Annotated in this window: 23 protein-coding genes and 1 tRNA gene; 12 read left to right on the top strand and 12 right to left on the bottom strand. The window is 51.9% G+C overall.

Annotation, left to right across the window (positions count from 1 at the left end; all coding sequences use genetic code 11):
- Positions 1 to 26: 26 nt before the first annotated feature.
- The 7 genes from pyrH to recQ form a co-directional block, all read right to left on the bottom strand.
- Complete coding sequence (gene pyrH / locus KQI75_RS10305) at positions 27 to 746, bottom strand: UMP kinase (protein ID WP_216470714.1); 720 nt, start codon at positions 744 to 746, stop codon at positions 27 to 29.
- Positions 747 to 969: 223 nt separating this feature from the next.
- On the bottom strand, positions 970 to 2,670 hold the full coding sequence (locus tag KQI75_RS10300) for an ATP-binding protein (RefSeq protein ID WP_216470713.1): 1,701 nt from the start codon (positions 2,668 to 2,670) through the stop codon (positions 970 to 972).
- Complete coding sequence (locus KQI75_RS10295; RefSeq protein ID WP_216470712.1) at positions 2,667 to 3,377, bottom strand: response regulator transcription factor; 711 nt, start codon at positions 3,375 to 3,377, stop codon at positions 2,667 to 2,669. Before KQI75_RS10295 ends, KQI75_RS10300 begins: the two co-directional genes overlap by 4 nt.
- Positions 3,378 to 3,528: 151 nt before the next feature.
- Positions 3,529 to 4,341: an EFR1 family ferrodoxin gene (locus KQI75_RS10290; protein ID WP_216470711.1), complete on the bottom strand. Its 813-nt coding sequence runs from the start codon at positions 4,339 to 4,341 to the stop codon at positions 3,529 to 3,531.
- Positions 4,342 to 4,371: 30 nt separating this feature from the next.
- Positions 4,372 to 5,121 carry a gamma-glutamyl-gamma-aminobutyrate hydrolase family protein gene (locus KQI75_RS10285; RefSeq protein WP_216470710.1) on the bottom strand — a complete coding sequence of 250 codons (750 nt, stop codon included), beginning with the start codon at positions 5,119 to 5,121 and terminating at the stop codon, positions 4,372 to 4,374.
- 75 nt (positions 5,122 to 5,196) lie between these two features.
- Positions 5,197 to 5,325, bottom strand: coding sequence for a hypothetical protein (locus KQI75_RS13710; RefSeq protein WP_281416215.1), 129 nt, complete (start codon positions 5,323 to 5,325; stop codon positions 5,197 to 5,199).
- Positions 5,326 to 5,401: 76 nt separating this feature from the next.
- Positions 5,402 to 7,192, bottom strand: a complete 1,791-nt coding sequence (gene recQ / locus KQI75_RS10280; protein ID WP_216470709.1) for a DNA helicase RecQ — start codon at positions 7,190 to 7,192, stop codon at positions 5,402 to 5,404.
- 132 nt (positions 7,193 to 7,324) lie between these two features.
- On the opposite strand from recQ, the gene KQI75_RS10275 reads away from it, so the two are divergent.
- Complete coding sequence (locus tag KQI75_RS10275) at positions 7,325 to 8,143, top strand: undecaprenyl-diphosphate phosphatase (protein WP_216470708.1); 819 nt, start codon at positions 7,325 to 7,327, stop codon at positions 8,141 to 8,143.
- Between the two features lie 107 nt (positions 8,144 to 8,250).
- On the opposite strand, the gene KQI75_RS10270 is transcribed toward KQI75_RS10275, so the two are convergent.
- Both KQI75_RS10270 and gltX read right to left on the bottom strand, forming a co-directional pair.
- Positions 8,251 to 9,927 (bottom strand): glutamine--tRNA ligase/YqeY domain fusion protein, encoded by a 1,677-nt coding sequence (locus KQI75_RS10270; RefSeq protein ID WP_216470707.1) that lies wholly within the window; start codon positions 9,925 to 9,927, stop codon positions 8,251 to 8,253.
- A 98-nt stretch (positions 9,928 to 10,025) separates the two neighbouring features.
- Positions 10,026 to 11,672 (bottom strand): glutamate--tRNA ligase, encoded by a 1,647-nt coding sequence (gltX, locus tag KQI75_RS10265; RefSeq protein ID WP_216470706.1) that lies wholly within the window; start codon positions 11,670 to 11,672, stop codon positions 10,026 to 10,028.
- Between the two features lie 312 nt (positions 11,673 to 11,984).
- On the opposite strand from gltX, the gene KQI75_RS10260 reads away from it, so the two are divergent.
- The 4 genes from KQI75_RS10260 (at position 11,985) to KQI75_RS10245 (ending at position 15,089) form a co-directional block, all read left to right on the top strand.
- Complete coding sequence (locus KQI75_RS10260; RefSeq protein WP_216470705.1) at positions 11,985 to 12,356, top strand: metal-dependent transcriptional regulator; 372 nt, start codon at positions 11,985 to 11,987, stop codon at positions 12,354 to 12,356.
- A 69-nt stretch (positions 12,357 to 12,425) separates the two neighbouring features.
- Positions 12,426 to 12,514: transfer RNA gene (locus KQI75_RS10255), tRNA-Ser, on the top strand.
- A 77-nt stretch (positions 12,515 to 12,591) separates the two neighbouring features.
- Positions 12,592 to 13,146 carry a TetR/AcrR family transcriptional regulator gene (locus tag KQI75_RS10250; RefSeq protein ID WP_216470704.1) on the top strand — a complete coding sequence of 185 codons (555 nt, stop codon included), beginning with the start codon at positions 12,592 to 12,594 and terminating at the stop codon, positions 13,144 to 13,146.
- A gap of 149 nt (positions 13,147 to 13,295) precedes the next feature.
- Positions 13,296 to 15,089, top strand: a complete 1,794-nt coding sequence (locus tag KQI75_RS10245) for an oleate hydratase (RefSeq protein ID WP_216470703.1) — start codon at positions 13,296 to 13,298, stop codon at positions 15,087 to 15,089.
- A 57-nt stretch (positions 15,090 to 15,146) separates the two neighbouring features.
- Here KQI75_RS10245 and KQI75_RS10240 read toward each other — a convergent pair whose 3' ends face one another.
- Entirely contained in the window at positions 15,147 to 16,808 is a 1,662-nt protein-coding gene (locus KQI75_RS10240) for a putative manganese-dependent inorganic diphosphatase (protein WP_330655562.1), read from the bottom strand.
- A gap of 203 nt (positions 16,809 to 17,011) precedes the next feature.
- Here KQI75_RS10240 and KQI75_RS10235 point away from each other — a divergent pair, with 203 nt between their 5' ends.
- From KQI75_RS10235 to KQI75_RS10220, 4 genes are all read left to right on the top strand, one after another.
- Positions 17,012 to 18,349: a CapA family protein gene (locus tag KQI75_RS10235; protein ID WP_216470702.1), complete on the top strand. Its 1,338-nt coding sequence runs from the start codon at positions 17,012 to 17,014 to the stop codon at positions 18,347 to 18,349.
- 116 nt (positions 18,350 to 18,465) lie between these two features.
- Positions 18,466 to 19,395 (top strand): cysteine synthase A, encoded by a 930-nt coding sequence (cysK, locus tag KQI75_RS10230; RefSeq protein WP_216470701.1) that lies wholly within the window; start codon positions 18,466 to 18,468, stop codon positions 19,393 to 19,395.
- A 52-nt stretch (positions 19,396 to 19,447) separates the two neighbouring features.
- Complete coding sequence (locus KQI75_RS10225) at positions 19,448 to 19,876, top strand: hypothetical protein (protein WP_246566583.1); 429 nt, start codon at positions 19,448 to 19,450, stop codon at positions 19,874 to 19,876.
- Positions 19,877 to 20,103: 227 nt separating this feature from the next.
- Complete coding sequence (locus KQI75_RS10220) at positions 20,104 to 20,514, top strand: hypothetical protein (RefSeq protein ID WP_216470700.1); 411 nt, start codon at positions 20,104 to 20,106, stop codon at positions 20,512 to 20,514.
- Positions 20,515 to 20,552: 38 nt separating this feature from the next.
- Here the strand turns inward: KQI75_RS10220 and KQI75_RS10215 are convergent, their stop codons facing one another.
- Positions 20,553 to 21,251, bottom strand: a complete 699-nt coding sequence (locus tag KQI75_RS10215) for a response regulator (RefSeq protein WP_216470699.1) — start codon at positions 21,249 to 21,251, stop codon at positions 20,553 to 20,555.
- Positions 21,248 to 22,777 carry a DUF4118 domain-containing protein gene (locus tag KQI75_RS10210; RefSeq protein WP_216470698.1) on the bottom strand — a complete coding sequence of 510 codons (1,530 nt, stop codon included), beginning with the start codon at positions 22,775 to 22,777 and terminating at the stop codon, positions 21,248 to 21,250. The genes KQI75_RS10215 and KQI75_RS10210 overlap by 4 nt, the downstream gene beginning before the upstream one ends.
- A gap of 286 nt (positions 22,778 to 23,063) precedes the next feature.
- On the opposite strand from KQI75_RS10210, the gene KQI75_RS10205 reads away from it, so the two are divergent.
- Genes KQI75_RS10205 through KQI75_RS10195 form a run of 3 tightly spaced genes read left to right on the top strand, consistent with a single transcriptional unit; the run spans position 23,064 to position 26,315 of the window.
- Positions 23,064 to 23,543, top strand: coding sequence for an FHA domain-containing protein (locus KQI75_RS10205; RefSeq protein WP_216470697.1), 480 nt, complete (start codon positions 23,064 to 23,066; stop codon positions 23,541 to 23,543).
- An 11-nt stretch (positions 23,544 to 23,554) separates the two neighbouring features.
- Positions 23,555 to 25,006 carry an FtsW/RodA/SpoVE family cell cycle protein gene (locus KQI75_RS10200; protein ID WP_216470696.1) on the top strand — a complete coding sequence of 484 codons (1,452 nt, stop codon included), beginning with the start codon at positions 23,555 to 23,557 and terminating at the stop codon, positions 25,004 to 25,006.
- Positions 24,906 to 26,315: a penicillin-binding transpeptidase domain-containing protein gene (locus KQI75_RS10195; protein ID WP_216470695.1), complete on the top strand. Its 1,410-nt coding sequence runs from the start codon at positions 24,906 to 24,908 to the stop codon at positions 26,313 to 26,315. Before KQI75_RS10200 ends, KQI75_RS10195 begins: the two co-directional genes overlap by 101 nt.
- The last annotated feature ends 117 nt before the right edge of the window (positions 26,316 to 26,432 follow it).

Raw genomic sequence — 26,432 nt, 5'->3', positions numbered from 1 at the left:
GTTTCTCCTCTCCAAATATACCAAATTTACTGATTATTTACCATGGTGCCGACCTGCTCTCCCATGACGGCACGGTAAATGTTTTCCGGCTCCTTCAGTGCGAACACGAGCAGCGGAATGTTGTTGTCCATAGAAAGAGTCGTCGCGGTGGTATCCATAACAGCCAGCTTCTTCTCCAGCACTTCCATATAGGACAGCGTGTCATACTTCTTTGCGTCCGGATTCTTTGCCGGATCGGAATCGTATACACCGTCGATGTTCTTCGCCAGCAGAATAATCTCCGCATTGATTTCAGCAGCGCGCAGCGCAGCAGCTGTATCGGTAGAAAAATACGGATTGCCGATGCCGCAGCCGAAAATAACAACGCGGCCCTTTTCCAGATGACGGGTTGCCTTGTTGCGAATGTACGGCTCTGCGATCTGACGCATCTCAATTGCGGTCTGTACACGCACGTCTACACCGCGCTGCTCCAGAGCGTCCTGCAGTGCCAGCGAGTTAATCGTGGTAGCCAGCATACCCATATAGTCTGCACGGGTGCGCTCCATCTTTCCGCCGCCGTCCTTGACGCCGCGCCAGAAATTGCCGCCGCCGACAACGATGCCGACTTCCGTGCCGATTTCTACGCACTTTTTGACAACGTCGCAAACCGGACCGATGACGTCAAAGTTCAGACCGAACTTGTTGTCGCCCGCCAGTGCTTCGCCACTGATTTTGATTAAAACACGCTTATATTTCGGTGTATCCATTTTGTTGATTCCTCCATGTGCGATCTGTTTGCTTCCATGTACAACGTCGGGCAAGTATGCCTTATGTTCTTATGTTATATCATACATGATTGCCGTTCAGATTGCAAACGGTTTCCAGCAATTTTCTTCCGTTTCGCCATAATTCACATCTCTGTAAAAAAATCTCTGCGGCAAAGCAAAGGGAGCTGCTATCCAAACAGCTCCCTTCGATGCATTTCGGTTTTTATTCTATCACCTTCGGAAGAAATACACGGATTTCCGTACCGACGCCGAGGCCGCTGTCCAGTTCCACTCTGCCGTGATGATATTCTACAACATGCTTGACGATGGACAGTCCCAAGCCCGTTCCGCCAATCTGCTTGGAATGGCTCTTGTCCACACGGTAAAATCGTTCGAACACGCGCAGGCGCGATTCCTCCGGTATGCCAATACCGTCATCCTTGACCTTTATGGTGATTTCCTTCTCGTCCTGTGACAGCGACAGCCAGACATTTCCGTTCGGATGATTATATTTGATGGCATTTTCGCACAAATTATACACCAGTTCACTGAGCATGCCGTCCTCGCCGAGCAGCACTGCCGGACAGGTTTCCAAATGCAGGGAGACCTCTGCTTTTTTTGCCACCGGCTCCAGCGACTCCATCACCGCTTCGCACAGGTCATCCAACTCAACCGGCTCCAAGCTCTGCGGTTCTTTGACTTCTTCCTCAATGCGCGACAGGCGGATAATATCGTCGATCAGCGCAATCAAGCGCAGGGATTCTTTATGAATGCTGCCGGAGAACTTGCGAATGTCATCCATGCTCGCAACCATGCCGTTCTCCATCATCTCCGCATAACCGGAAATCGACGTCAGCGGTGTTTTCAGTTCGTGCGAAACATTGGCAGAAAACTCCTGTCTGCTGCGCTCTGCCATGCGCTGCTGGGTCTCATCCAATACGATCACCACAGCGCCGTCTACTTCACCCAAACGCAGCATCGGGCTGGCATAGATATGATACACACGCCCGTGCATCGTAAAATCATCGTTGAGACTTGCACCGGACAGCGCTGTCGTCACACAATCGTGCAGTTCCTGCGTGCGGTTGACAATCAGATAATTCTTTCCGATAAATTCACTCGGATCTGCCACCCGCCCCGCCAGCATATGAATGGCACTCGGGTTGACGGAGACAACGTTTTTATCCTTCGATACCAGCAGCAAACCTTCCCGCATATTGTTGGTGATGATGCCGAGAATTTCCCGCTCCTGCTCCAAAATCTCTTTCTGCGTGTGAATTTCCTGATCCTGTGCCTGAATATGCGAGAAAAACGGTTTGAGCTCCGCATAGGAATCGGCATTGACGCCCGCCTGATCCAGCGCACGTACCGCGCGCTCAACTGGCTTCATCATCCATTTTGTCAGCCAGTGGGACAGCAACAGCGCCATGCCAAACAGAATAACCATGACGACAACAATGCCCGGAACGGATGTCAGCATCATGCTGCGAATGCTGGAATACTGCTGTGCCAAACGCAGCACATTGCCATCGGACAGCCGCAGCGCATAGTAATAGCTCGAAGAATCTGTTGTCGAGGAATTTCGAATGTCCTCACCGAATCCGTCGTGTATTGCCTGCTGAATCTCCGGACGATCCAAGTGGTTTTCCATCTTGGACGCCTCTGCATTAGAATCATACAGCACGGTGCCGTCTGAGGTGATAAACGTCACGCGCACGATGTCCGGCAGTCCCTGCAAAATTTTTTCATAGGACGCCTCATCGACATAATCATAGCTCTGGCTGATCGACTGTGCCAAATCATTGATGTACTGCTCCGCCTGCCGCATCGAGCGCTGCGAGGTCACTGCCAGCGTCAGCGCACTGGCACACAGCACGCCGACTGCACTGAGCAACAGCAGCACCCAATAAATCCGCTTTTTCATTCCTTCGCCTCTTTATCAATCTTATAGCCGATGCCGCGCACGGTCTGAATCATCGTGCCGTCATCGTGAATTTTCTTGCGCAATGTGTTGATATGAATATCTACGGTTCGCGTCGCACCGCCGTAATCAAAGCCCCAGACCTGTTCCATAATCTGATCGCGCGTCAGCACACGTCCCTGATTGCGCAGCAAATCGCACAGCAGGCGAAATTCTTTTCGCGTCAGCAGCACTTCTTCGCCGTCCACCGTGACAACATGTCCGTCCTCATCCACGTGAACATTGCCGTAGTCATAGCTGTGTGCGCCGTTGACCGCCGCGCTTTTGCTGCTCTCCACGGTTCGCCGTGCCACGGCGCGAATGCGCGACAGCAGCTCCAAAATGCCAAACGGCTTGGAGATATAATCATCTGCGCCGAGATCCAGACCGCGCACCTTATCCATCTCCGCGGTTTTGGCGGTCAGCATGATAACCGGCATCTGACTGGTCTCCGGCGCCGCGCGCAGATGCTTGAGGATAGACAGACCGTCCTCTCCCGGCAGCATAATATCCAGCAGCACCAAATCCGGTTTTTTCTCATTGACTGCTGCATAAAACGAGCGTCCGCCCGGAAATCCCTGCGCCTCGTACCCACTTCCGTTGAGCGCATAGACCACCATCGTACGGATGCTTTCGTCATCTTCAACTACATAAATGGACAGTTTTTCCATACCAGTCCCTCCTATTTTCATGGTCGCTATCTAGCCATATTATAGCAGACCCGCAACAGATTCCGCCATATTCCAACGTAAAATGTATGTAAAATCCCGCCAAAACGCAAAAAACTTCCGCAGAATCTCTCCGCGGAAGTTTGTCGCTGTGTTATAGAAACAGATCTGCCTGCGCGCGGCGCTGAAACTTCTGTTCCAGCTCGCGTTTGTGATACAGATAAATCTCGTTGTCAAAAAATCGCGCCTGCTTCGGACATTTTTTGATACAGGCACCGCATTTGATGCACGGACCGACATAGCGTTTGACATCGTTCGCATCAATCGAGCCGAGCGGGCACAGCTTGGCGCACAGCCCGCAGCCCGTACAGGCGTCCGACACCACCGGTTTGACCTTGAGGTATTCCTTTGCGTTTTTCGGTGCGAAATACGGCTTATACGGCGTGTTTCCTTTGACGGCAACCGGCTCTGTAGGAAGCTCCCGCAGGGCTTGCAGCTTGTCGTCAATGCGTTCGGCGAACGAATCCGCCAGCTGCAAATCCGCCGCGTCCGGTCTGCCCGCCGCCAAAATTCTCGAAAACGAATGCTCTCCGACAAACGCCGCTCCTGCTATTGTGTGGAATCCATTGGATTCTAACACATCGCGCAGCTCAATCAAGGCATCGTCATAATCCCGATTGCCATATAAGACAACTGGAACCGCCAGTGTGTCACTGCCGTGAATGGCATCGCGCACATACGGCAGCAGCTTATTGGGCACACGGCCGGCATAGACTGGCACGCCGACAACCGCCAGTTCCTCCGATTGGCAGAGAATGTCCTGTTCCCGCGCCTTGGGCAAAGTAAAATCGTTCTCCTGCACCGGAACATCGAGACATTCGGACAGCTTCGCTCCGATTCGCCGCACAACCGTCTGTGTGGTATTGGTCGCGCTGAAATAGATCAGCCGCACACGCTTGATTTTCATATCAGCAATCCCTCCCAGCATATTTGCTGGTTATAGTATATCACAGCACCCGATATATCCCAAGCGGTTTCTGCTCTCCCGGCAGGCATTGACAAAGGCGCGGAACATCTTGCGGCTGTTTTCATCGCGCCGCCAAAACAGCTCCGGATGCCACTGCGTTGCCAAGAAAAACGGCTGCCGTCTGTCCTCTACCGCCTCGATGAGACCATCTGCCGACCACGCGCACGCGGTCAGCGTGGGTGCCAATTCGCGCACGCCCTGATGATGATAGCTGTTGACCGCAATGTTTTGCTCGCCCACAATGCGATAGAGCAGGCTGTCTCCGTCAATCTGAACGCAATGCACCGCTCTGTTATATGGCGGCGCCATGTGGTGCCGGATTTCGCTGGTCAGCTCATGCTCCAGGTCCTGATACAGCGTGCCGCCCAATGCCGCATTAAACAGCTGGATGCCGCGGCAGATGCCAAATGCCGGTTTTTGATGGATGCGGCACATCTGCAGCAGCTCCCGCTCCATAATATCGCGCTTTTGGCAAATCTCTCCGCAGGTCTCCCTGCGCTGTTCGCCGTACAGAGCCGGATCTACATCCTGTCCGCCGGTAAACAAGACACCGTCCACCATGTCAAACAGCTGATGCAGCTGTTTTGGCCCGCAGTCCAGCGGAAAAATCACCGGAATGCCGCCCGCCTGTGTGATGCCGTCCAAATACCCCGGAATCATCCAAACACTATCGCGCTGTACGTCATACAGCGGCGTCACGCCAATCACCATCTGAGTCATTATGTTCTCCTTTCTTGCATAAAAAAATGGAGCCGGCGTTTTTCGCCTGCTCCATTGCCACTTGTTGATATTCCATTAAAATTTTACGTCATCCAAATCGTCTGTCTGCTTGACACCGACAACACCCAGTGCAATCAATGCCGAGCCAATCGCCGCGATGACGCCGCCCATCGAAAGAACGGCAATCCATAATCCTTTTTTCATATCCTTCACCTCGTACAGATGATTTATACATAGTATATCACAAGCCGCTTTATTTTGCATCTCTTTTTTCGCATTTTTAATGGTCTCGTAACATTTGCAGCAGCTTCTCTTTCTCTCGTCCGCGCAAATCTGCAGTGCCCGCGATGTGTTCCAGCTGTTCGGCGGTCTGCGGCCGCTTTTGCACCAGCTTCTCCAAGATTTTATCAGAGAAAATAGAAAATGCCGGTTTCCCCCGCAATTTTGCTATATTTTTGCGAAATTCACGCAGTTCGCGCGACAACTGCGGATTGTCAGAGGCACGGCTCTCGCGCGCCAAGCGCTGTTCCTGTGCCGAAATATCCGCCCGCACGCGAAGGGTCACGCGTTTGTTCTCAAACAATACCGGCTTTGCCGCCGCTGTCAAGCTGAGTCTGGACGGATTTTCCTGCCGCACCAAGCAGCCGATACCGACAAGCCGATGCATTTCCGTCAGAATTTCTGCCCGCTCGGTGTCGCGCATGATACCGAATGTCGACACGGACGCATATCCTGTGTCCGGTTCTCCGCGCAAAATATCGCACAGCTGCTCGGCGTCACATTGCTCTTTGACGCGGTACACACAGGATAAAATTTTCTGCGCATCCGTCGTGATGTCTTTTTCCACGCTGGTGCTCTCGCAATTGCTGCACTGTCCGCAAAAATCCGGCGCATCCTGTCCGAAATACGCCAAAATATGCTGCCGCAGGCATTGCTCTGTGAACACATATCGCTTCATCTGCTCCAGCCGCCGCAAATTTTGCTTTTTGAGCCACACCACCTTCTCATCGGTCAGTGCCGGATTTTCCGGATCCTGCCGAATCAAATACTCGTGCAGCCCAATATCCGCTTCGTCAAACAGCATGAGGCAGTGTGCAGGCTCTCCGTCGCGTCCGGCTCTGCCCGCCTCTTGATAATAGCTTTCGAGATTGCGCGGCATGCCAAAATGCACAACAAATCGTACATCCGCCTTGTTAATGCCCATGCCAAACGCATTGGTCGCGGTAATCACGGGGATTTCTCCGCTCAAAAACTTGCGCTGGACAGCGCGGCGCGTCATAGCATCCAGTCCCGCATGATATGCCGCCGCGGAAATCTGATTATCGCAGAGATATTGTGCCAATTCCTCGGTTTTTTTGCGTGTCAGACAGTAAATAATGCCGCATTGGCCGGGATGTTCCTGCACGAATCGCAGCAGCTGTCTCTCTCGGTCATACGGCCTGCGCACCTCATAATACAAATTGGGTCGGTCAAAGCTCGTAATCAGCCGCTCCGGCTGGTGCAGATGCAGCGACTGAATGATATCCTCCCGCACCTGCGCCGTTGCTGTCGCCGTAAACGCAGAAATCACCGGCCGTTCCGGCAGGCTTTCCAAAAATTGCGGAATGCGTCGATAGCTGGGGCGAAAATCATGTCCCCACTGGGAAATACAGTGCGCCTCATCTACCGCGACCATAGAAATTTTTAATTTGTGCAATACATCGTGGAACCGCAGCATCTCCAGCCGTTCCGGCGCAATATAAATAAGCTTACAGCGGCCAGCAGATGCCGCCGCAATCGCATCGCGCCGTTCTTCCGCAGATTGCGAGCTGTTGATAAAACAGGCGGAGATGCCCGCCCGCTGCAGCGCTGTCACCTGATCCTGCATCAGAGAAATCAACGGAGAAATGACCAGCGTGACGCCGCGCAGCAGCATGCCAGCCATTTGATAGCAAATGGACTTTCCCGCACCGGTCGGCATCACGCCGAGCACATCACGCCCTGCCAGCATCGCGTCAATGAGTTTGAGCTGTCCGGGACGAAATTCTGTGTATCCAAATGTCTCCCACAGCAGGCGATGCTTCAAATCCATGCCTATGCGTCCTCTCTTTCCGTGAAATGTACGTTTAGTATGCCACATTTCTGTGCACTTCGCAACCTTTACAATTTATCAGGAATGCGTTATACTGCTAATACATCTTATTGAACGAAAAAAGGAGACACTATGATATTTGAACTCATTAAATCATTCATTCTAGGTATTGTGCAGGGCATCACCGAATGGCTGCCGGTTTCTTCCACCGGTCATATGCTGCTGGTAGATGAATTTCTCAAGCTGGATTTCCCTAAGGACTTCACGGATATGTTCTTTGTTGTCATCCAGTTCGGTTCGATTTTGGCGGTACTTGTTCTGTATTTCGACAAATTAAACCCATTTTCCAAGCACAAAAACGAAAAGCAGAAGCGTCAGACCTGGGCGCTGTGGGAAAAGGTCATCATTGCCTGCATTCCCGCCGGTGTTGTCGGCATCCTATTCGATGATCTCATTCACGACCTGCTGTACGGCCCGATTGTCATCGCCATCGCGCTGATTGTCTACGGTATTCTGTTCATCGTGCTGGAAAATTCTCACCCGACTCCGACGACCACTTCTCTGGAAAAGCTGTCGTTCAAGAAAGCGTTCTGTGTCGGCATGTTCCAGATGCTCTCTCTGATTCCGGGCACTTCCCGTTCCGGTTCGACTATTCTTGGCGCTGTCTTTCTCGGCTGTGAGCGCTCAGTCGCCGCAGAATTTTCCTTCTTTCTTGCGATTCCGGTCATGCTGGGCGCAAGCGGACTCAAGATGATCAAATACGGTCTCAACTACACCGGCGAACAGGTTGCCGTCATGCTGATCGGTACCGTGACCGCCTTCATCGTGTCGGTTTTTGTCATCCGTTTCCTGATGAGCTACATCCGCAAGCACGACTTCAAGGTGTTCGGTTATTACCGCATCGTACTCGGCATTCTGGTGCTGCTGTATTTCGGTCTGATTGCAAAGTAAATCACACAATCTCCCGCTGCACAAAAAATTTGTGGCGGGAGATTGATTTTTACGCGAGATATGAAAAAACAGAGACGATTGCTTTCGTCTCTGTTTTTTTTATCTATTTACTTTTTGTCCGGCTTAAAGCTATCCTTCAGCGAAACAATGCGATTGAAGCTCAGACCGCCATTTTCCGACGGCTTGGTGTCCTGCATATAATAACCCATGCGGACAAACTGCATACGGGTGCCTGCCGGCACGTCCTTGACCGACTGCTCCAGCTTGCATCCGGTCAGAACCTTCTTGGATTCCGGATTCAGGTAATCCAGATAGTTGGTGCCTTCCGGCACGGAACCGGTGTTCTCCAGCGTGAACAGATTGTCAAACAGGTTCAAATCAGCATCGACTGCGTGCTTTGCGGATACCCAATGGATGTTGCCGCGCACCTTGCGTCCATCCACCGGATTGCCATTGCCGGTCTCCAAATCTGCGGTGCAGTGAATTTCCACGACCTCGCCGTTGTCGTCCGTGATGACCTCATTGCACTTGACGATGTACGCACCCATCAGGCGAACCTCTCCGTCCGGCTTGAGACGCTTGAACTTCGGAGGCGGAACGATAGCAAAATCGCTCTTTTCAATCCACAGCTCGCGGCTGAACGGCACTTCACGCGTTCCTGCGCTCTCATCCTTCGGGTTGTTTGCGACCGCAAAGGTTTCTTCCTTGTCCTCCGGATAGTTGGTAACAACCAGCTTCACCGGCTCGGTAACTGCCATGCGGCGCAGAGCAGTTGTATTCAGCTCTTCGCGAATGCAGTGCTCCAGCAGGCGAATATCTACCAGGCTGTCCGTGGTGGAGACGCCGGCGCGGGTGACAAAATCCAAAATCGCAGACGGTGTATAACCGCGGCGGCGCAGACCGCACAGAGTCGGCATGCGCGGGTCATCCCAACCGTCTACCTTGCCGGTCTCAACCAGCTCGCGCAGGTAACGCTTGGACATCACTGTATGCGTAACATTCAGACGCGCAAACTCTCTCTGCTTCGGATGAGACGGCAGGCACGGTGCACAGTTGTCAACCACCCACTCGTACAGCGGACGATGATTTTTGAACTCAATCGAGCACATGGAATGCGTGATATGCTCCATCGCGTCCTGAATCGGATGTGCGAAGTCATACAGCGGATAAATGCACCACTTGTTTCCAATGCGGTGATGGGTTGCGTAAACAATGCGGTAGATTGCCGGATCGCGCATGTTCATATTCGGCGATGCCATATCAATCTTTGCGCGCAGCGTCTTTGCTCCCTGCTCATATTTGCCCGCACGCATTTCCTCAAACAGCTTGAGGTTTTCCTCGACCGAGCGGTCACGATACGGGCTGTTTTTGCCCGGCTCGGTCAGGCTGCCGCGATACGCGCGCATCTCTTCCTGAGACAGATCACAGACATATGCCTTGCCCTGCTTAATCAGGTACTCTGCGCACTCGTAGCACTTGTCAAAGTAATCCGAGCCGTAGAAGATGCCGCCGGACGGCTGCGAACCGGTCAGCCACTCGACATCCTGCAAAATGGCCTGTACATACTCATCGTCCTCACGCACCGGATTGGTGTCGTCAAAGCGCAGATTAAACAGGCCGTTGTATTTCTGTGCAACAGACCAGTTGATATAAATCGCCTTCGCCGAGCCAATGTGCAGGTAGCCGTTCGGCTCCGGCGGAAAACGCGTGTGAATTCGTTCGGTCAGACCGTTTGCAATGTCTTCATCAATGATTTCATGCAGAAAATTCGATGCAAATTCCATTGTTGTTCCCCTTTTTTCTAGAATAGAGTAAGACAGCAGATTTCATGTTTTCATGACATGAGACTCCGTTGTCTTACTCGTAAATACGTGTTCTTTTTTTACAGTGCCTCGCAGGCAGCAGCCAGACGAGCTTTGATTTTTTCCGTCGGCATCAGCTGCATGACGGAGTACAAATCCGGCGCATTGGTTCTGCCGCAGATTGCCACGCGCAGTACCATCGAAATATCGCCGACCGGTCCCTTATACTGTTCCGGATTCTTTTTATACAGCTTGGTTTCCGGCGCAAAGCCATGGCGCTCGGCCAGTGCCTTGACCTTGTCAAACCATACCGTCATTTCGTCCTGTGCATCATACACATCCTGATACTCGGTCAGAATTGCCTTGGCATCTGCCTTGGCGCGCTCCGGCATACCGGAATAATCCGGCTGGAACAGCTCATCAAACATGAAGTCCATGTATGCCTTGGTCTCGCTCCACAGAGCCAGATCCTTGCGCGGCTTCTTGCCGCCTCTGCCGATAGACAGAAACTGCTTGGTCATCTCCGGATCGCGGACAAACAGCTCGTGGAACTCTGGATCATTGTCTGCGCTCCACTTGGCAACAGAATCATACACATCCTCGGCGCTCATGCGGGAGATGACGTTCTTGCTGACATCATGCAGCTTATCCATATCAAACAGCGAGCCGGACACGCTCATCTTCTTGGTGCTGAACGGGAAATCATCCAGCGGTGCTGTCTGATTGGCACGGCGCCACTCCTCGAAATTGGAGTTGAGCAGCGTCATCAAATATTCCATGACAGACGGTACCGGAATGCCCTGCTGATAGTAATAGGACAGTGCCAGCTCTGGATCCTTTCTCTTGGACAGCTTGCGCTTGGAGCCGCCGTCCATCTTCATCAGCTGCGCGGTGTGCACATACTTCGGGCGCTTCCAGCCCAGTACATCAAACAGCTGCAGATGCACCGGCAGCGTAGCGAGCCACTCCTCGCCGCGCACGACATGCGTGGTGTGCATCAGGTGATCATCGACAACATGCGCAAAGTGATAGGTCGGAATGCCGTCCGACTTGAGCAGGACGATATCCTGATCGTTTTCGGTCAGCTCCAGCTTGCCCTTTACCAAGTCGGTATGGCGCACCTTGTTCTCGATGCTGCCCGGAGAGCGGAAGCGAACGACATAGCTCTCCCCTGCGGCAATGCGGCGCTCGATTTCTTCCAGCTCGCAGTCGCGGTACTTCGCATACTTACCGTAATAGCCGAAGTTTTCCTTATTGGCTTCCTGCTGTGCATGCATCTCTGCCAGCTCTTCCTCGGTGCAGAAGCACGGGTATGCATAGCCGCGCTGCACGAGCTGCTTGGCAAATACATGATAGATCGCTGCGCGCTGGCTCTGGCGGTACGGGCCATACTTGCCCTTGTCTCCGTTTTCTGTGACGCCTTCGTCAAACGGCAGGCCAAAATTCCGAAATGTCTCCAGAATCAGCTGTACGCCGCCTTCTACCTCGCGCTTTTTGTCGGTATCCTCGATGCGCAGGAAGAACACACCGCCGGACTGATGCGCCAGGCGCTCATCTACCAGCGCACCATACAGGTTGCCCAAATGCATAAAACCGGTCGGACTCGGACCCATACGAGTGACCTTTGCGCCCTCCGGCAGATCTCTTTCCGGATAGCGGGCCTCGACCTCCTCCGGTGTCTCGGTGACGTCCGGAAACAGCAGCTCTGCTAAACGATTATAATCCATTGTATTACCTCGCCAATCCTGTGACATACTGGTCACAGACTCAATTTTTTTCCGCACCCCATTGTAAAAACGGGTGTTTAAAAGCAAGTATAAGCATACCATAGTTTTCCCGTTTTCGCAATGTCAAGCCGCAAAAAACCAGCTATCAAGTGAAAAATGCTAGAAAGGCGACAATCATTCACAAAAACCTGCGCGCTGCATGCGGGATTTTTGATTCCCTGCTGTTAATTTTTGATACATTTTGTTGTGTTTCCACAAAAATCATGCTATAATGGTTGTAGTTTACAGTAGCAAATAAAGGTGGTGTTTTACATGAAGATCCAAGAATCCGGTGAAAACTATCTGGAGACGATCCTTCTGCTTGAAATGCGCAACGGTACCGTCCGCGCTGTTGATATTGCGAATGAACTCGGTTATTCCAAGCCAAGCGTCACCCGTGCCATGGGTGTTCTGAAAAAGGCTGGTCTCGTCGATCAGGAGCTGTATGGAACCATTCAGCTGACCGAGGCGGGACGCAAGCGTGCCAACGAAATTTACGATCGTCACGTGCTCATCAAGGAATTCCTGATGACCGTACTTTCCCTCGATGCACGAACCGCTGAGACCGATGCGTGCCGCATTGAGCACATCGTCAGCCAGACGACCATCGACCGTATTCGCGCACTGCTTCAGGAAAAGCGATAATTTGCTCTTGACGGAAGCAAAAAAATATTGTATACTAATCAGGCAGTTTTAAAACTGTCTGATTGATTTGGAGAGGTATCGAAGTGGTCATAACGGGGCTGACTCGAAATCAGTTTGCGAGCAATCGCACGCGGGTTCGAATCCCGCCCTCTCCGCCATAAATCCACCGTCATTCTCATGGAATGCGGTGGATTTTTTTATGCACAAAACCTCCGACTGGCAAAGGAGCACTGGTATGTCACAAGTAACAAAGCGTGCATTGGAACAATCTCTCAAAAATTTACTGCTGAAAAAACCGCTTACCAAAATCACGGTGAGCGACATCGCAGCCGACTGCGGCATCAATCGCATGACCTTCTATTATCATTTCAAAGATATTTATGACCTCGTGGAGTGGGCTTGTCTGGAAGATGCCAAGCGTGCCTTGGACGAAAAAAAGACCTGTGACACCTGGCAGCAGGGACTGCTGCAAATTTTCGAGGCTGTTCAGCAAAACAAACCGTTTATCCTGAACGTTTACCGCTGCGTTCACAGAGAGCAGGTGGAAAAATACCTGCAGCCGCTGGTAGATCATCTGCTGCTGGACATCATTCAGGAAAAATCTGGCGGGATGACGGTCAGAGACGAGGACAAACAGTTCATCGCACAAATCTATTCGTATATTTTTATCGGTCTTATGCTCGACTGGATCAAAGAGGATATGCGGGAGGATCCGCAGAACATTGTAGATCGGCTTGCCAAGCTGATAACCGGCTCGATATCGGCGGCTCTTGCAAGATTCCAGCTGTAATTTTTATCACTTCCGCCCATCTGATAAAATTTTTTACACTTCTCCGCTCCGTGATAAGTTTTTTATCACGGGGCTTTTTTTGTCTATTGTAAACGGCAGCAGAACGGGTATACTGAAAGCACAAAGAAAAAAAACGGGAGGTTGTTGTTATGTATTACTCTGCAGGAACGTATGAATCTTTCGCTCATCCCGAAAAACCAAAAAATGTAGATCAAAAATCCGCTTACATCATCGGCACCGGTCTTGCCGGTCTGACCGCTGCGTTCTATCTCGTTCGTGATGGACAGATGAAAGGCGAACACATTCATCTGTTTGAAAAGCTGGCGCTTGCCGGCGGCAGCTGCGACGGCCGCAAGGATATCACCAAAGGCTTCTTCATGCGCGGCGGACGCGAAATGGACAACCATTTCGAGGTCATGTGGGACACCTTCCGCGATGTTCCGTCCATCGAGACACCGAACGTTTCGGTCTTGGATGAATATTACTGGCTCAACAAGCACGATCCCAATTACTCCCTCTGCCGTGCGACGGTAAACCGCGGCGAAGACGCACATACGGACGGAAAATTCGAGTTGGATAAGGAATCCGCGCTGGCGCTCTCCAAGCTGTTTTTGACACCGGAAAAGGATTTGGAGAACCGGAAAATTTCCGATGTGCTGCCTGACTCCTTCTGGAACACGAATTTCTGGCTGTACTGGCAAACCATGTTTGCTTTCCAGCGCTGGTCCAGTGCATTAGAAATGAAGCGGTATCTGTGCCGCTATGTGCATCACATCGACGGTCTGCCCGACTTCCGTGCGCTGCGCTTTACAAAGTATAATCAGTACGAGAGTATGATTCTGCCGCTCGTAAAATATCTGGAATCTCACGGCGTGCACATCGAATTCGGCATGGATGTGAAAAACGTCCTGATCGAAACCGAAGGCGGCAAAAAAATCGCCAAGCAAATTTTGTATGTGAAGGACGGCAAACAGCAGACCATCGACCTCATCGAGGATGATTTGGTATTTATCACAAACGGCTGCTGCACCGATACTTCGTGCTATGGCGATCAGACGCACGCACCCGACCTCTCTGCCGTCAAAAACGGCTGCGGAGAGTCGTGGGATATGTGGAAGGCGATTGCCGCACAGGCAGAGCACGGCGAATTCGGCAATCCGGAAGCGTTTTGCAGCGATGTGGACGCGACAAACTGGATGAGCGCCACGGTTGCCACCGCCAACGAGGACATCATTCAGCATATCACAAACATCTGCAAGCGCGACCCGCGCACCGGCAAGGTAACCACCGGCGGTATCGTGACGGTAAGAGACAGCACAGACAACTGGTATCTCTCTTGGACCATCAACCGCCAGCCGCAGTTCAAATCACAGGACAAAAACACGGTGCTTGTGTGGCTGTACTCGCTCAACACCAATATTGAGGGCAATTATGTGAAGAAGGCCATGCGCGACTGCACCGGTGAGGAGGTCTGCCGAGAATGGCTGTATCACATCGGCATCCCGACCGAGAACATCGACGCGCTGGCACACGATGCCTGCAACACCACCACTTGCTTCATGCCGTATATCAACGCGTTCTTCCAGCCCCGCAAGGAATCCGATCGCCCGAAGGTTGTACCGGATGGCGCCGTCAATTTTGCTTTTATCGGTCAGTTTGCTGAAACGCCGCGCGACACCATCTTTACCACCGAATATTCCATGCGTACCGGTATGGAGTCCGTGTATACGCTGCTGGATATTGACCGCGGTGTACCTGAAGTCTGGGGCAGCAAATACGATGTGCGCGAACTCCTGCGCGCCTGCTATTATGCCATCGACAAAAAGCCGCTCAGTCAGGTCAGCCTGTCCTTCACAGAGAAACGCATGCTCAAGATTCTCTTGAAAAAGACCAAGGGCACCGACATCGAAATTCTGCTGAAGCAAAGCGGACTCATCGAATAACATCTTGACAGAAAGACCCGCAGACAGCACGTCTGCGGGTCTTGTTCGTATGATGTATCACTGATTTTGAATGCCGCCAATCATTGCCGGAATAAACTGTTTTTTGCGCGAAACAACGCCCTTGAGCAGCAGCGGCTGTCCCTTCTTTACCAGACAATGGAAAGCATTGCTGAGCAGCAAATCCGCATCCTTGCCCGCAAACAGAACCTCGCTGGACTGATCCAGAATGTTGGTCACGAGATAGAAAATCATGTCTACATTTTCCTTTGCCAAAACCTGTTCCATCTCACCCTGCAGCATTTCCTTTGCCATCTCGCGGTTTTTGGCGCTGACATAGCTGCCCTGACCGACGCCGAAGCGGATGCCGCCGCTGGCGAATACCTTATAGTCCTGCGTCAGCACCTGTTCTGCTGTGCGCTCCTGCAGATTCTCGCCCGCTTCAAACATTTCCTGTGCAAACTGGTCAATATCAATGCCTGCAATTTCCGCCAGCTTGCGCGCCGCATACTCATCCTGCGCCGTGCAGGTCGGAGAGCGGAAAATCAGCGTGTCCGACAGAATGGCACTGCACAAAATGCCCGCCATATTCGGCTCGATTTCCACGCCATTTTCTCCATACATCTGATAGATAATGGTCGCTGTGCAGCCAACCGGATGATTGCGGAAATACACCGGACTGCTCGTCTCCAGATTGCCAATGCGATGATGGTCAATAATCTCTAAAATTTCCGCTTCCTCAAAGCCGTCGACGCACTGGGTCTTTTCGTTGTGGTCAACGAGAATCAGCTGCTTTCTCTGCAAATTGAGCAAGTTACGGCGGGAGATAACGCCCTGATAATATCCCTGCTTATCCATGACGGGGAAATAATTATGACGCACACGGCCCATGATTTTTTTTGCTTCTTCAATCGGCGTATCCAACTGAAAGGAAATCATCGCTTTTGCCATTGGATGGCGAATCGGAATACTCTGATTGATGAGGCACGATGCCGCATAGGTGTCATACGGAGTGCTGATGACCGTGCAGTTGTGCTCCTTTGCAATCTTGATGATGGTTTTGGCAATTTTCGGGGTCATGCACACGACCAAGCACGCCGCTTCCAGCTCAATGGCACACAGCTGCGCCTCATAGCGATTGGCAACCAGCACAATATCTCCCGGATCGACCATATTTTCCATTGCTTCCGGACTGCCCGCCGCGATGACAATTTTGCCCTGATCCAGAATCATATCATGATCTCCGGTAATCAATGTGCCGTGCAGCGTTTCTACGATATTGGCAATCGGCGTGCACGCATTGGATACGGCATGCGGATCCAAACTGTCCATATTTGCCATTGCCAGACGTTTCAAGGTGATGAGACCTTCCGGCTTGTTGTCATTCGTTGTAATCGGCAGCGTCGTGATGTCCTGATCTCGCATGGTCTCCCATGCGCGGCGCAGTGTCATATTTCCGTCCACGCCATCGATATATCGAATGTCAATATCGCTGACCGTCGCATGGACATCCAAACACATCTCCGGCGGCTCCATATGAAATTTTCCCAAGACAAACGCCGTTTCCTGATTGATCTCTCCCGCCCGTCTCGGCTCATATGTCCGGTCCGAAGTCAAATTCTTCAGATTTGCGTAAGCGATTGCAGAACAAATGGAATCTGTGTCCGGATTTTTATGTCCGATGACACAGATGCTCCGCTGCATCGCATTCTTCATTTTCATTTTATTTCCTCCCATACGTATATTCCCAACCTCATTAGTTATATCGTAAAACACCATATACCAAATGTCAACTGCTACCGCACACTGTCTTTGTTATTTTTAACACGCTTTTGCGGCAAACGCTGTGCCACAACAAACTACTTCTTGACAATCTGTCGTTTCTTGGTAAACTGAATGTAACAAGTTGAAAAGAGAGTAGTTTTATGAAGCATCAATCCCCCCAAAAACACCAACCGACAACCCAGCAGCTCCCGCCTTCCCGCCGCAGGGAAATCGCACGCCGCAAGCGCAAACGCCGCAGACAGATTCGGCGCATCGGCCTGCTTCTCGTTCTCGCGGTGCTTTTTCTCCTGCTCGCCACGCGCGGCGTGAGCTGTGTCCGTCAGACATTGTCGCAGCATTCGGAGAGCAAATCCTCCCACTCTTTTTTATCCGGCAATGACAACAAGAAAAAGACCGTAAAGCCCGGCAGTCTGTCACTCATCGCAGTCGGTGACAATCTCATGCACAACACGCTGCTCACGGACGCCGCGACCAGCGACGGCTACGACTTCACGCCGTTTTATTCGGAAATCAAGCCGTATGTGCAGGCGGCGGATATCGCTGTCATCAATCAGGAATCCCCGCTCGGTAAGGGCAAGGCGGAAGGCTATCCGAGCTTTAACACCCCGCAGTCCTGCGGTGACGCGCTGGTTGACGCCGGTTTCGATGTCATCTCACAGGCAAACAATCACATCATGGATTCTACATCCAGTGCCGTCTATGACACGATGAACTACTGGGATTCTCAGGCAAAAAACGGCGTCATCCGCATCGGCATCAGCCGCGACGCAGAGGATCGCGCCACCGTCCGCTATATCAAGCGCAACGGCATCAAGGTCGGTTTTCTCGCCTATACCTATGGTCTCAACGGCGCGCACTTGCCGGACAGCAATCCGGATCTTGTCTCTCTGATTGACAAGGATACAATGAAAAAAGAGCTTGCCGCAGTAAAGGAAAAATGCGATGCGGTTGTCGTCGTCATGCATTGGGGTGAGGAATATCACCAGACGCCCAACGAGGAACAGGAAGATCTCGCTGAATTTCTGACAGAAAACGGCGCGACACTCATTATCGGCGCGCATCCGCACGTCTGCGAACAGGCGGACTGGGTTGAGTCGGAAAACGGAAACCGTGCCTTTTGCATCTACTCTCTCGGCAATTTCATCTCGGGTCAGAACAAGGCGGAAACCATAGTTGAGGGCATGCTGCAGGTGACCTTGACGAGAGACGAGACCGGCACCGTAACGGTAGAGAACCCCGGTGTCATGCCGCTGGTGTGCACATCCAGCAAATTCCGTTCGTACCGTGTGATTCCGCTCGATGACTATACACAGGCGATGGCAAAAAAGCACACGCTGGCAGGCCGCTGTGACGTCTCTCCGTCCAACCTGAACAGCATTGCGAAAGATGCCTATGGAAAATATCTGATCGCAAAAACCATTCCGAAAACATATGATACAACATACGCCGAAAAATCCAGCAAAGTATCCGAATCTTAGCGGTATCACCTTGCAATGCCTGCAAAAAATCGGTATAATAATTCTCTGGTGTAAAAATACCATAATTTTGCTGAAAACGAAAGATATTTCGGCTTTTGTATACGAGGATGATTCACATGGTTTACAACAATGTATTAGAAGCAATGGGACATACGCCGATGATTCGGCTGTCCCGCATGGCAGATCCGGACAGCGCACAGATTCTGGTGAAATTTGAAGGTCTGAACGTCGGCGGTTCCATCAAAACCCGCACGGCTTTTAACATGATTGCAGACGCAGAACGCAAGGGACTGCTCCACGAGGATTCCATCATTGTGGAGCCGACAAGCGGCAACCAAGGCATCGGCTTGGCACTCATCGGCGCTGTACGCGGTTATCGGACAATTATCATTATGCCGGACTCTGTCAGCGAAGAACGCCGCAAGCTGGTTCGTCATTATGGCGCAGAAGTCATTCTCATTCACGATGACGGCGACATTGGCGCATGCATTGATGAATGTCTCCAGACCGCTTTGCGCATGGCGAAGGAAGATCCGCATGTGTTTGTTCCGCAGCAGTTTGCCAATCCGGCAAACGCGGACATCCAGCGGCGCCAGACTGCACAGGAAATTCTGGAACAGGTATCCGGCCCCATTGACGGCTTCTGCTCCGGTGTCGGCACCGGCGGCACCATCACCGGTATCGGTGAAGCGCTGCGCGCAGTCAATCCGGACATGACAATCTGGGCGGTTGAACCGGAAAACGCGGCAATTTTGTCCGGCGGCTCGGTCGGCACGCATTTGCAGATGGGCATTGGCGACGGCTTGATTCCGGATATTTTAAACACGCAGATTTATGACCATATCCAGATTGTCACAGACGAGGAAGCGCTGCAGACCGCCAAGGATCTGGCGCGTCTGGAAGGTCTTATGTGCGGCATTTCAAGCGGCAGCAACGTGGCAGCGGCGCAAAAGCTCGCCAAGAAGCTCGGCAAGGGCAAGACGGTCGTGACGATTTTGCCGGACACCGCAGAGCGCTATTTCAGCACGCCGCTGTTTGAAGATTGACAGCCCGTATAATGCTCACACAGTCGGTCAATACTGACTGTGAGGTGAGAATATGATGAACGATGACTGCACGCTGCTCAATGCCATCCGACAGACGACAGAGATGGGCGCAGACGGCATTGACGCGGTTTTGCCGTACACCAGCGGCGAATTTCGACAGGCGCTCAAACAGCAGCGCACAGAGTACCAAAAAATTCATGATTCTGCGGACACCCTGCTGCACAAGCTCGGCGGAGAACCGGAAGATGTCAGCACCTTCACCAAGTGGTCGAGCGAGCTGACCTCCGGACTCAAAACCATGATGGATTCCTCGCAGTCCAACATCGCCAATATGATGATTCAGGGGAACACCATGGGCGTGACCAAGAGCATGCAGACCATGCGCCGCTGCGATGTGCAGGATGCCGCGGTCTCCCGCTTGGCGGATAAGCTGCTTGCAACCGAACGCACCAATATCACGCAGATGAAATCTTTTTTGTAGGCGTGTCACACGGCAGAAAAAGCCGAGGGAATTTTGTCCCTCGGCTTTTGCATTTCCCGAATATCTGCACAAAAATACGGCCTTTTGCCAACTGTGCCGCAAAATTTTTTCGATTTATTCACAAAAATAATACATAATCTTTATGCAAATTTCATGCCAAATCATTGAATGCCGGAAAAAACTATGCTATGATATTTTTGTTAGTGGACAGAAACGGAGGTAGCTTTATGGAGTGTACAATGACACTTGACCCGTCTCTTTGTCCAGATGCGGAGCTGCGCACAGAAGGAACGTTTGCAGGAATGTATTTGCCCAGACCTGCGGCAAATGGGGATGTGCATCTCATCTGGAAGCTCAAAGGCACAGGCAAACAGAATCGTCTGGAAACCATCGCCTCATGCACAAAAGAACAGCCGGTTTTCATCATCTGCAATTCCAACGGTTCCAACTGCACCGTCATCACGGAAAACGGAGATGAAATCGGAAAATTAAACAAAACCGACGCAAAACTCTATCATCAGTACGTCGAAAAATTTCGGTATCATGTATACATCAAATCCATCAAACGCGAGCTGGAAAAACCGCGTGTCCGCATCCTTGTGATTGTCCACGAGAGACCGGAACCGCTGCGGCCATAAAAAAAGCCTGAGAGAAAAAAATCTCTCAGGCTTTTGTGTTATTCTTCTGCCATGCGGTATCCCACGCCGATTTCGGTTCGAATGTAATACGGTTCTGCCGGATTGTCCTCCAGCTTTCTGCGGATATGTGCCATATTGACGCGCAGAATGCGGTTGTTATCCACGGCATACGGCCCCCAGATGCGGCTGATGATATAATCATAGGTCAGCACGCGGCCGGGACGGCGGGCGATCAGCTCGACAATCTTATACTCGATCTGCGTCAGGTGCACTTCCTCACCGCGCAGCGTGACCTTGCGGCGCTCAAAGTCTACGGTCAAATCCCGCACGCTGTAGCTGCCGCGCGGCATATCGTCGCCGGATTCCAGCTTTGCCTGATGGCGCAGGGCGGTGCGGATGCGGGCGAGCAGCTCAGAGGTTCCAAACGGTTTGGTGATATAGTCATCTGCGCCGAGATCCAGCGCCTCGACTTTCTGGTTTTCTTCCTCTCGTGCGGATACAATCAGAACCGGCACACCTGACCACTCGCGCAGCCAGCGCAGCAGCTCCAAGCCGTCCATATCCGGCAGACCCAAATCCAGCAAAATCAGACGCGGGCAATGCGAATTGATAATCGAGCGCGCCAGCGTACCCGTTGACGCCTGCAGGGTATGATAGCCGTTGGCTGACAAAATCGTTGTGAGCACGTGCGCAATCGGCTGTTCGTCTTCTACAATTAAAATGGTCTCTCCATTCATTTTTCTTCCTCCTCCAGCGGCAGGGTAAATAAGAACTGTGCACCTCCATCCGGATGATTGACCTCCCAGATTTCACCGCCGTGCGCCGTGATAATCGAGCGGCACAGCGTCAGACCGATGCCCAGACCGCCGCGGCGGCTGTCCGGCTGAGCCTGCACGGAATCAAACAGATTTTCTTTTTTGTCGTCCGCGATGCCGGGGCCAAAATCCCTGACGGAAAATTCCGCCCATGCTCCATCGCGGCGCAGGCCGATGTCAATGGGAGTCTGTGCATAGCGCACGGCATTTTCCATCAAGTTGATGAGCACTTGCACGATAAGTGTGGCATCCATCGGGACAAACAGCATGTCATCCTCCGGCAGATCCACGCGAATTTGTGCATCCGGAAACCGTTTTTTGCACCGAGATACCGCCTCTACAATCACTTCTTCTGCGGCTTCTTCGGATTTTTTCAGCTCTGCCACCTGCGAGACGCGCGTGACAGACAACAGATTTTCCACCATGCGCAGCAGCCACTCTGCATCTTCATGAATATCTGCGGCGAGCTTGCGCGTTTCCTTTGCGCCGATGCTGTCGCCGTTTTCCTCAATCGCCGCGGATGCGCCGATGATACCGGTGAGCGGTGTGCGCAAATCGTGCGAAATCGAGCGCAGCAGATTGCTTCTAAGCTTTTCTCTGTCCGCTGTCATGGCCGCGCGGTTGCGCTCCTCTGCCAGACGCTGCCGCTCCAGAGAAATACCCGTCTGTGCCAAAATGGCTCTGACATGCTCTTGAATTTCTTCTGCAATGTCCTTGTTCCACAGCAGACCGATGCATCCCAGCATTCCGCTGCTTCCCGGCACCGGAATATAATGGAATCGGGCATAGGGAGAATGTATGGTACCGACGCCGGTATCACACGCCTCTCGGAAGCAATCGGAAATGGCACTGTGCTCGATGGCATCCGAGACAAACCCGCCGATTTCTCCGACAATGCGTTCTCGGTTTTCGCGGATGTCGTTTTCATCCTCTAAATACAGCACCGGACAGCCGAGCTGGTCGTGCAAATACTGCATGGCCAGATCAATCATCTGATCCGCGTTCTGTGCACTGGCAAGTTTTTGCGAAAAGTCATACAGCCGGCGGGTATGTTCCTCGCTGTTTTTGGCGCGACGCGCCTGCAGCTTGACGCTGCCCGTCGTCGCACTGGTCACAACCGAAATCAGCGCCATGGACGCAAAAATAATCGGATAACCTGCCGTCGTAAAATCCAATTGGAAAAACGGGTCGGTAAATGCATAGTTGACGGCAATCACGCCGATGATGGAGGCGGCGATGCCCCACCCATATCCATCCGTCACCCGCGCCGTCAGCAGCACGGCAAGCGTAAACACCGCCGTGACATTCGCCGAGCTTTTGGAATAATGCACCAGCAGTGAGGACACCAGACACGCGATGAGGATAATGCCAATCGTAAAGCCCAGATCCAGCACATTCTTTCGGCTTATCGAAATGGACTGCCGTTTTTTTCGTTTTTTCTCATCCATTCAATATTTCCCTTCTTTCAACTGCCTTCCAACCAAATCGACAGTTTTTTGTTTCTTTTGTTTCTATTATACCAATCAGGCTGTGTCGAAACAAGCGTTCCTGCGTTAAGGATTCGTTTCGTCAATCAAAATCTTTCTGTCATATTTGCTGATTTTTCCTCAAAATTCCCCCATGATTTCCAGAAGAAATCTCCATTTTTTCTTAAAATCTTCGATATATTTGTCAAAACCTATTTGCATTTTTATTTTTTATGCTATAATATGGAGAGATACAGGAGGAACACCTATGGATAATATTTTAAAACCAGTTCTGATAGCCGTTATCATCATTTTAGCTGTACTTATTATCTGGAAGGCAAACCGCTTTACGACTGCTGACCAGCCGGAAAAGGAAACAAAAGCTCCCCCGGAATCCAAGAAGCCGTCTCCGGAAAGACCGTCTTCTACTCCGCTGGAATTTTTCATCGTGTATCAGGGCAGACGCGTGCCGGTGACACATTATCCGTTCACCATCGGCAGCCGCAACGACAACGATTTAATTATTACTGACTCCACCGTCTCCCGCCAGCATGCGGAGCTGTTCCGCAAAAGCGGACAAGTGTGCCTGCGCGACCTCGGCTCCCTCAACGGAACCATCGTCAACAAGGTGCCGCGTTCTGAAATCGCCATTGTCGGCGGCGAACGCATCCAGCTCGGCACGACTGTTTTGCAGATCGAGCGCGCGATGGATGACGTATCCGATGACACACAGTATATTCGGAGGTGATGTAAGCTACCATGGCACAAAAGAAAAAAGTAGCGAAAAAAGTACAAAGAACCCAGAGACCGGCTCGTGCAAGTAAAAAGTCCCTCGGCATTCAGGTGCTGATACTGTTTATTCTGTTCCAGCTGGTTTCTCTGCTTACGGTTCAGATCTCTGGGCGCGGCACAGCGTATCTGTATATGATGCTCCCGCTCATGATTATTACATACGGCGGCTGGCTGTGCGTGAACCGCATGCACGCGGATGTTCCGTTCTTTCTGGACACCGCCATGCTGCTGACGTTCGGCACGATGATTCAGTGTCTGCTGCTCAAGCAGGACGAAATGCCGACTTCTCTGATTGTCATCTATGTGCTGGCAGCAGTTGCCGGCGTCATTGCTGCAATCGTATACAAGCACGCACCGATGATTGCTTCGGCAGTCGGCACCAGCATTCTCATGGTGCTGTCCGTCATTCTGTACATGGCAACTCTGCTCATTGGCAAGGCGGTCGGCGGCGGCGTGCGAAACTGGATTAACATTGCCGGCTTTTCTCTGCAGCCGTCCGAGTTCAACAAGATTATTTATGTTCTCGTCATGGCAGGTCTGTTATGCACCAAGGACAAGCCGGGACGCAAGCGCGTCTGGTACGCGATTGGATTTACGCTGGTAAATCTGGGATTCTTGGGTATTCAGGGCGAGTTTGGTACGTTCCTGCTCATCCTGTGTACATTCCTTTGCATGATTTTCCTGTTTGTACCGGATATCAAGGTCTTTGCCTCTGTCACCGCAATCATCGCTGCAGCCGGCGCGGCAGCAGCTGCGTGCGGCATGTCGCTGCTCAAAGCTACCGGCGGCAAGAGCGATTTTGGTCCGATGCAGTTTGTCCTCAATCAGGTGCAGAAAATCGCCAATCGTTTTATCTACTGGCGTGATCCTGCCAAGGACGCGCAGGGTGCCGGTTATCAGATTTTACAGGGACGCAAAGCGCTGCTCAACTCCAATCTGTTTGGCAGCAGCACGACTACCCCGCTGTCCAATCCGTCCAACGACATGGTATTCCCTGCTCTGACGGAGCGCTGCGGCTTAATCATTGCCGTCATGATCTGCATTATCTTCGGTCTGCTGCTCATTCGCGGCAGCCGCATTTACTATCACTGCGGCGACCGCTATCATCAGGCAGTCAGCGCAGGTCTCAGCCTGCAGCTGGTCATTCAGGCATTTATCATTATTGGCGGTTCCACAGGCATGATGCCGCTGACCGGCATCACACTCCCGCTCATTTCCCGCGGCGGTTCTTCGCTGATGGCAACCTTTATCAACATCGCGGTGATTCTTGTAATCTCCGCCGGAAACCTGTGGAACGGAAGGAGGGATTACACCAGCTATGACTCCAAGCTTCAAAAAGCGCGTACAGTGCATTCAAAGCGCATTTCTCATCTGCGCAATCGCAATCGCGGTCGGTCTGGTATGGACAACACTCGGTAATCCGGAAAGCCGCGAGGCTGCCCGACAAGAGACTTTGCAGCGCACGTATATCCGCGGCACCATCACAGACCGCGACGGCACGCCGCTGAGCTGGTCTACCAAGGCAAACGGTTACCGCAGCTATATCGACGGCGAGACCAAGCAGCGCGCCTTTTCCACGGTTGTCGGCTATTATTCTCCGGCATACGGCACGTTTGGTCTGGAAAAAACCTTTAATTCTCAGTTGATTTCCAGCAAGTGCAAATCCGACGGCAAGCAAATCGGCAACACCATTCAGACCACACTGGATACCAATTTACAGACTGCGACATATTCTGCCATTTCCGACATTGCAAACGGTGCAGCGGTTGTGCTGGATGCAAAGACCGGTGAAATCGTCTCCATGGCGTCAACACCGAGCTTTATTCAGTCGGATTTGGAGGACAATTGGTCGGAATACGCCCAGAAAACCGGTCTGTTTCTGCCGAATGCCTATAAATCGACATTTGCCCCAGGCTCCGACTTTAAAATCATCACCGCTTGTGCGGTTCTCGACAACGGCGTAGGCGATACCAACGTCAATGACCGCGGTTCCTATACCTTCAAGAACGGTCAGACCATCACAAACTATGACAGCCGTTCGTTCGGTTCCATCGGTCTGGAGGGTGCAATCCGCAACTCGTCCAATGTTTACTTTATCACAAAGGCGTTGGAGATGGGCGGAGACAAGTTGGAAGCCAGCCTGCGCAAGTTTAAGCTGGGCGAGGATATTCCGCTCGACTTCACCACGCTGTCCTCCAATCTCGACTTTGAGGACAAACGCGATGAGGTTGTCGGCTCTATCGCATTTGGTCAGGGCAAAACCGAAGTGACCCCGTTGTACATGGCAATGGCTTGTCAGTCCATCGTCAATCACGGCACGATGCTCAAGCCGTATCTCATCAAATCCGTCACGGCTGGAAACGGCACCAAGGATGATACCTATACGGATTCTCCGGAAGAGCTGACCACAGTCACTTCTAAGGAGACTGCTGATGAAGTGGTTTCCTGCATGGAAGTCGCTGCAGATCATTACGGCTTTGGCTACTATGGCAATCAGGGCTGGCATGTCGCTGCCAAAACCGGCACGGCGCAGACCGGCAAGAGCACCAATGCGTGGATTGTGACGGCTCTGCTCGACTCCAACAATGACCCGCAGTATGTCGCTGTTATCATGGCCGCAGATCAGCACCACGATGGCATCTACTACAAGAATCAGCTGGAAGATATTTTCCAAGCAACGGCGAAATACGATGCCTCGAAAAATTCTTCTGATTCTTCCGACGAATAACACGCCCAATATATCAGAACAGCAGTTTGCACTGCTGTTCTTTTTTTGTCAAATTATTGTATTTTTCGACATTTCATGTCATACTGGTTATATCATTTGTAACCGCCTCTGCCGAAA

This window comes from Butyricicoccus intestinisimiae (assembly GCF_018918345.1).
GTDB classification, from domain to species: domain Bacteria; phylum Bacillota; class Clostridia; order Oscillospirales; family Butyricicoccaceae; genus Butyricicoccus_A; species Butyricicoccus_A intestinisimiae.
Note: the sequence above shows the minus strand (reverse complement) of the source record. Positions and strands in the feature narration are given on the sequence as shown.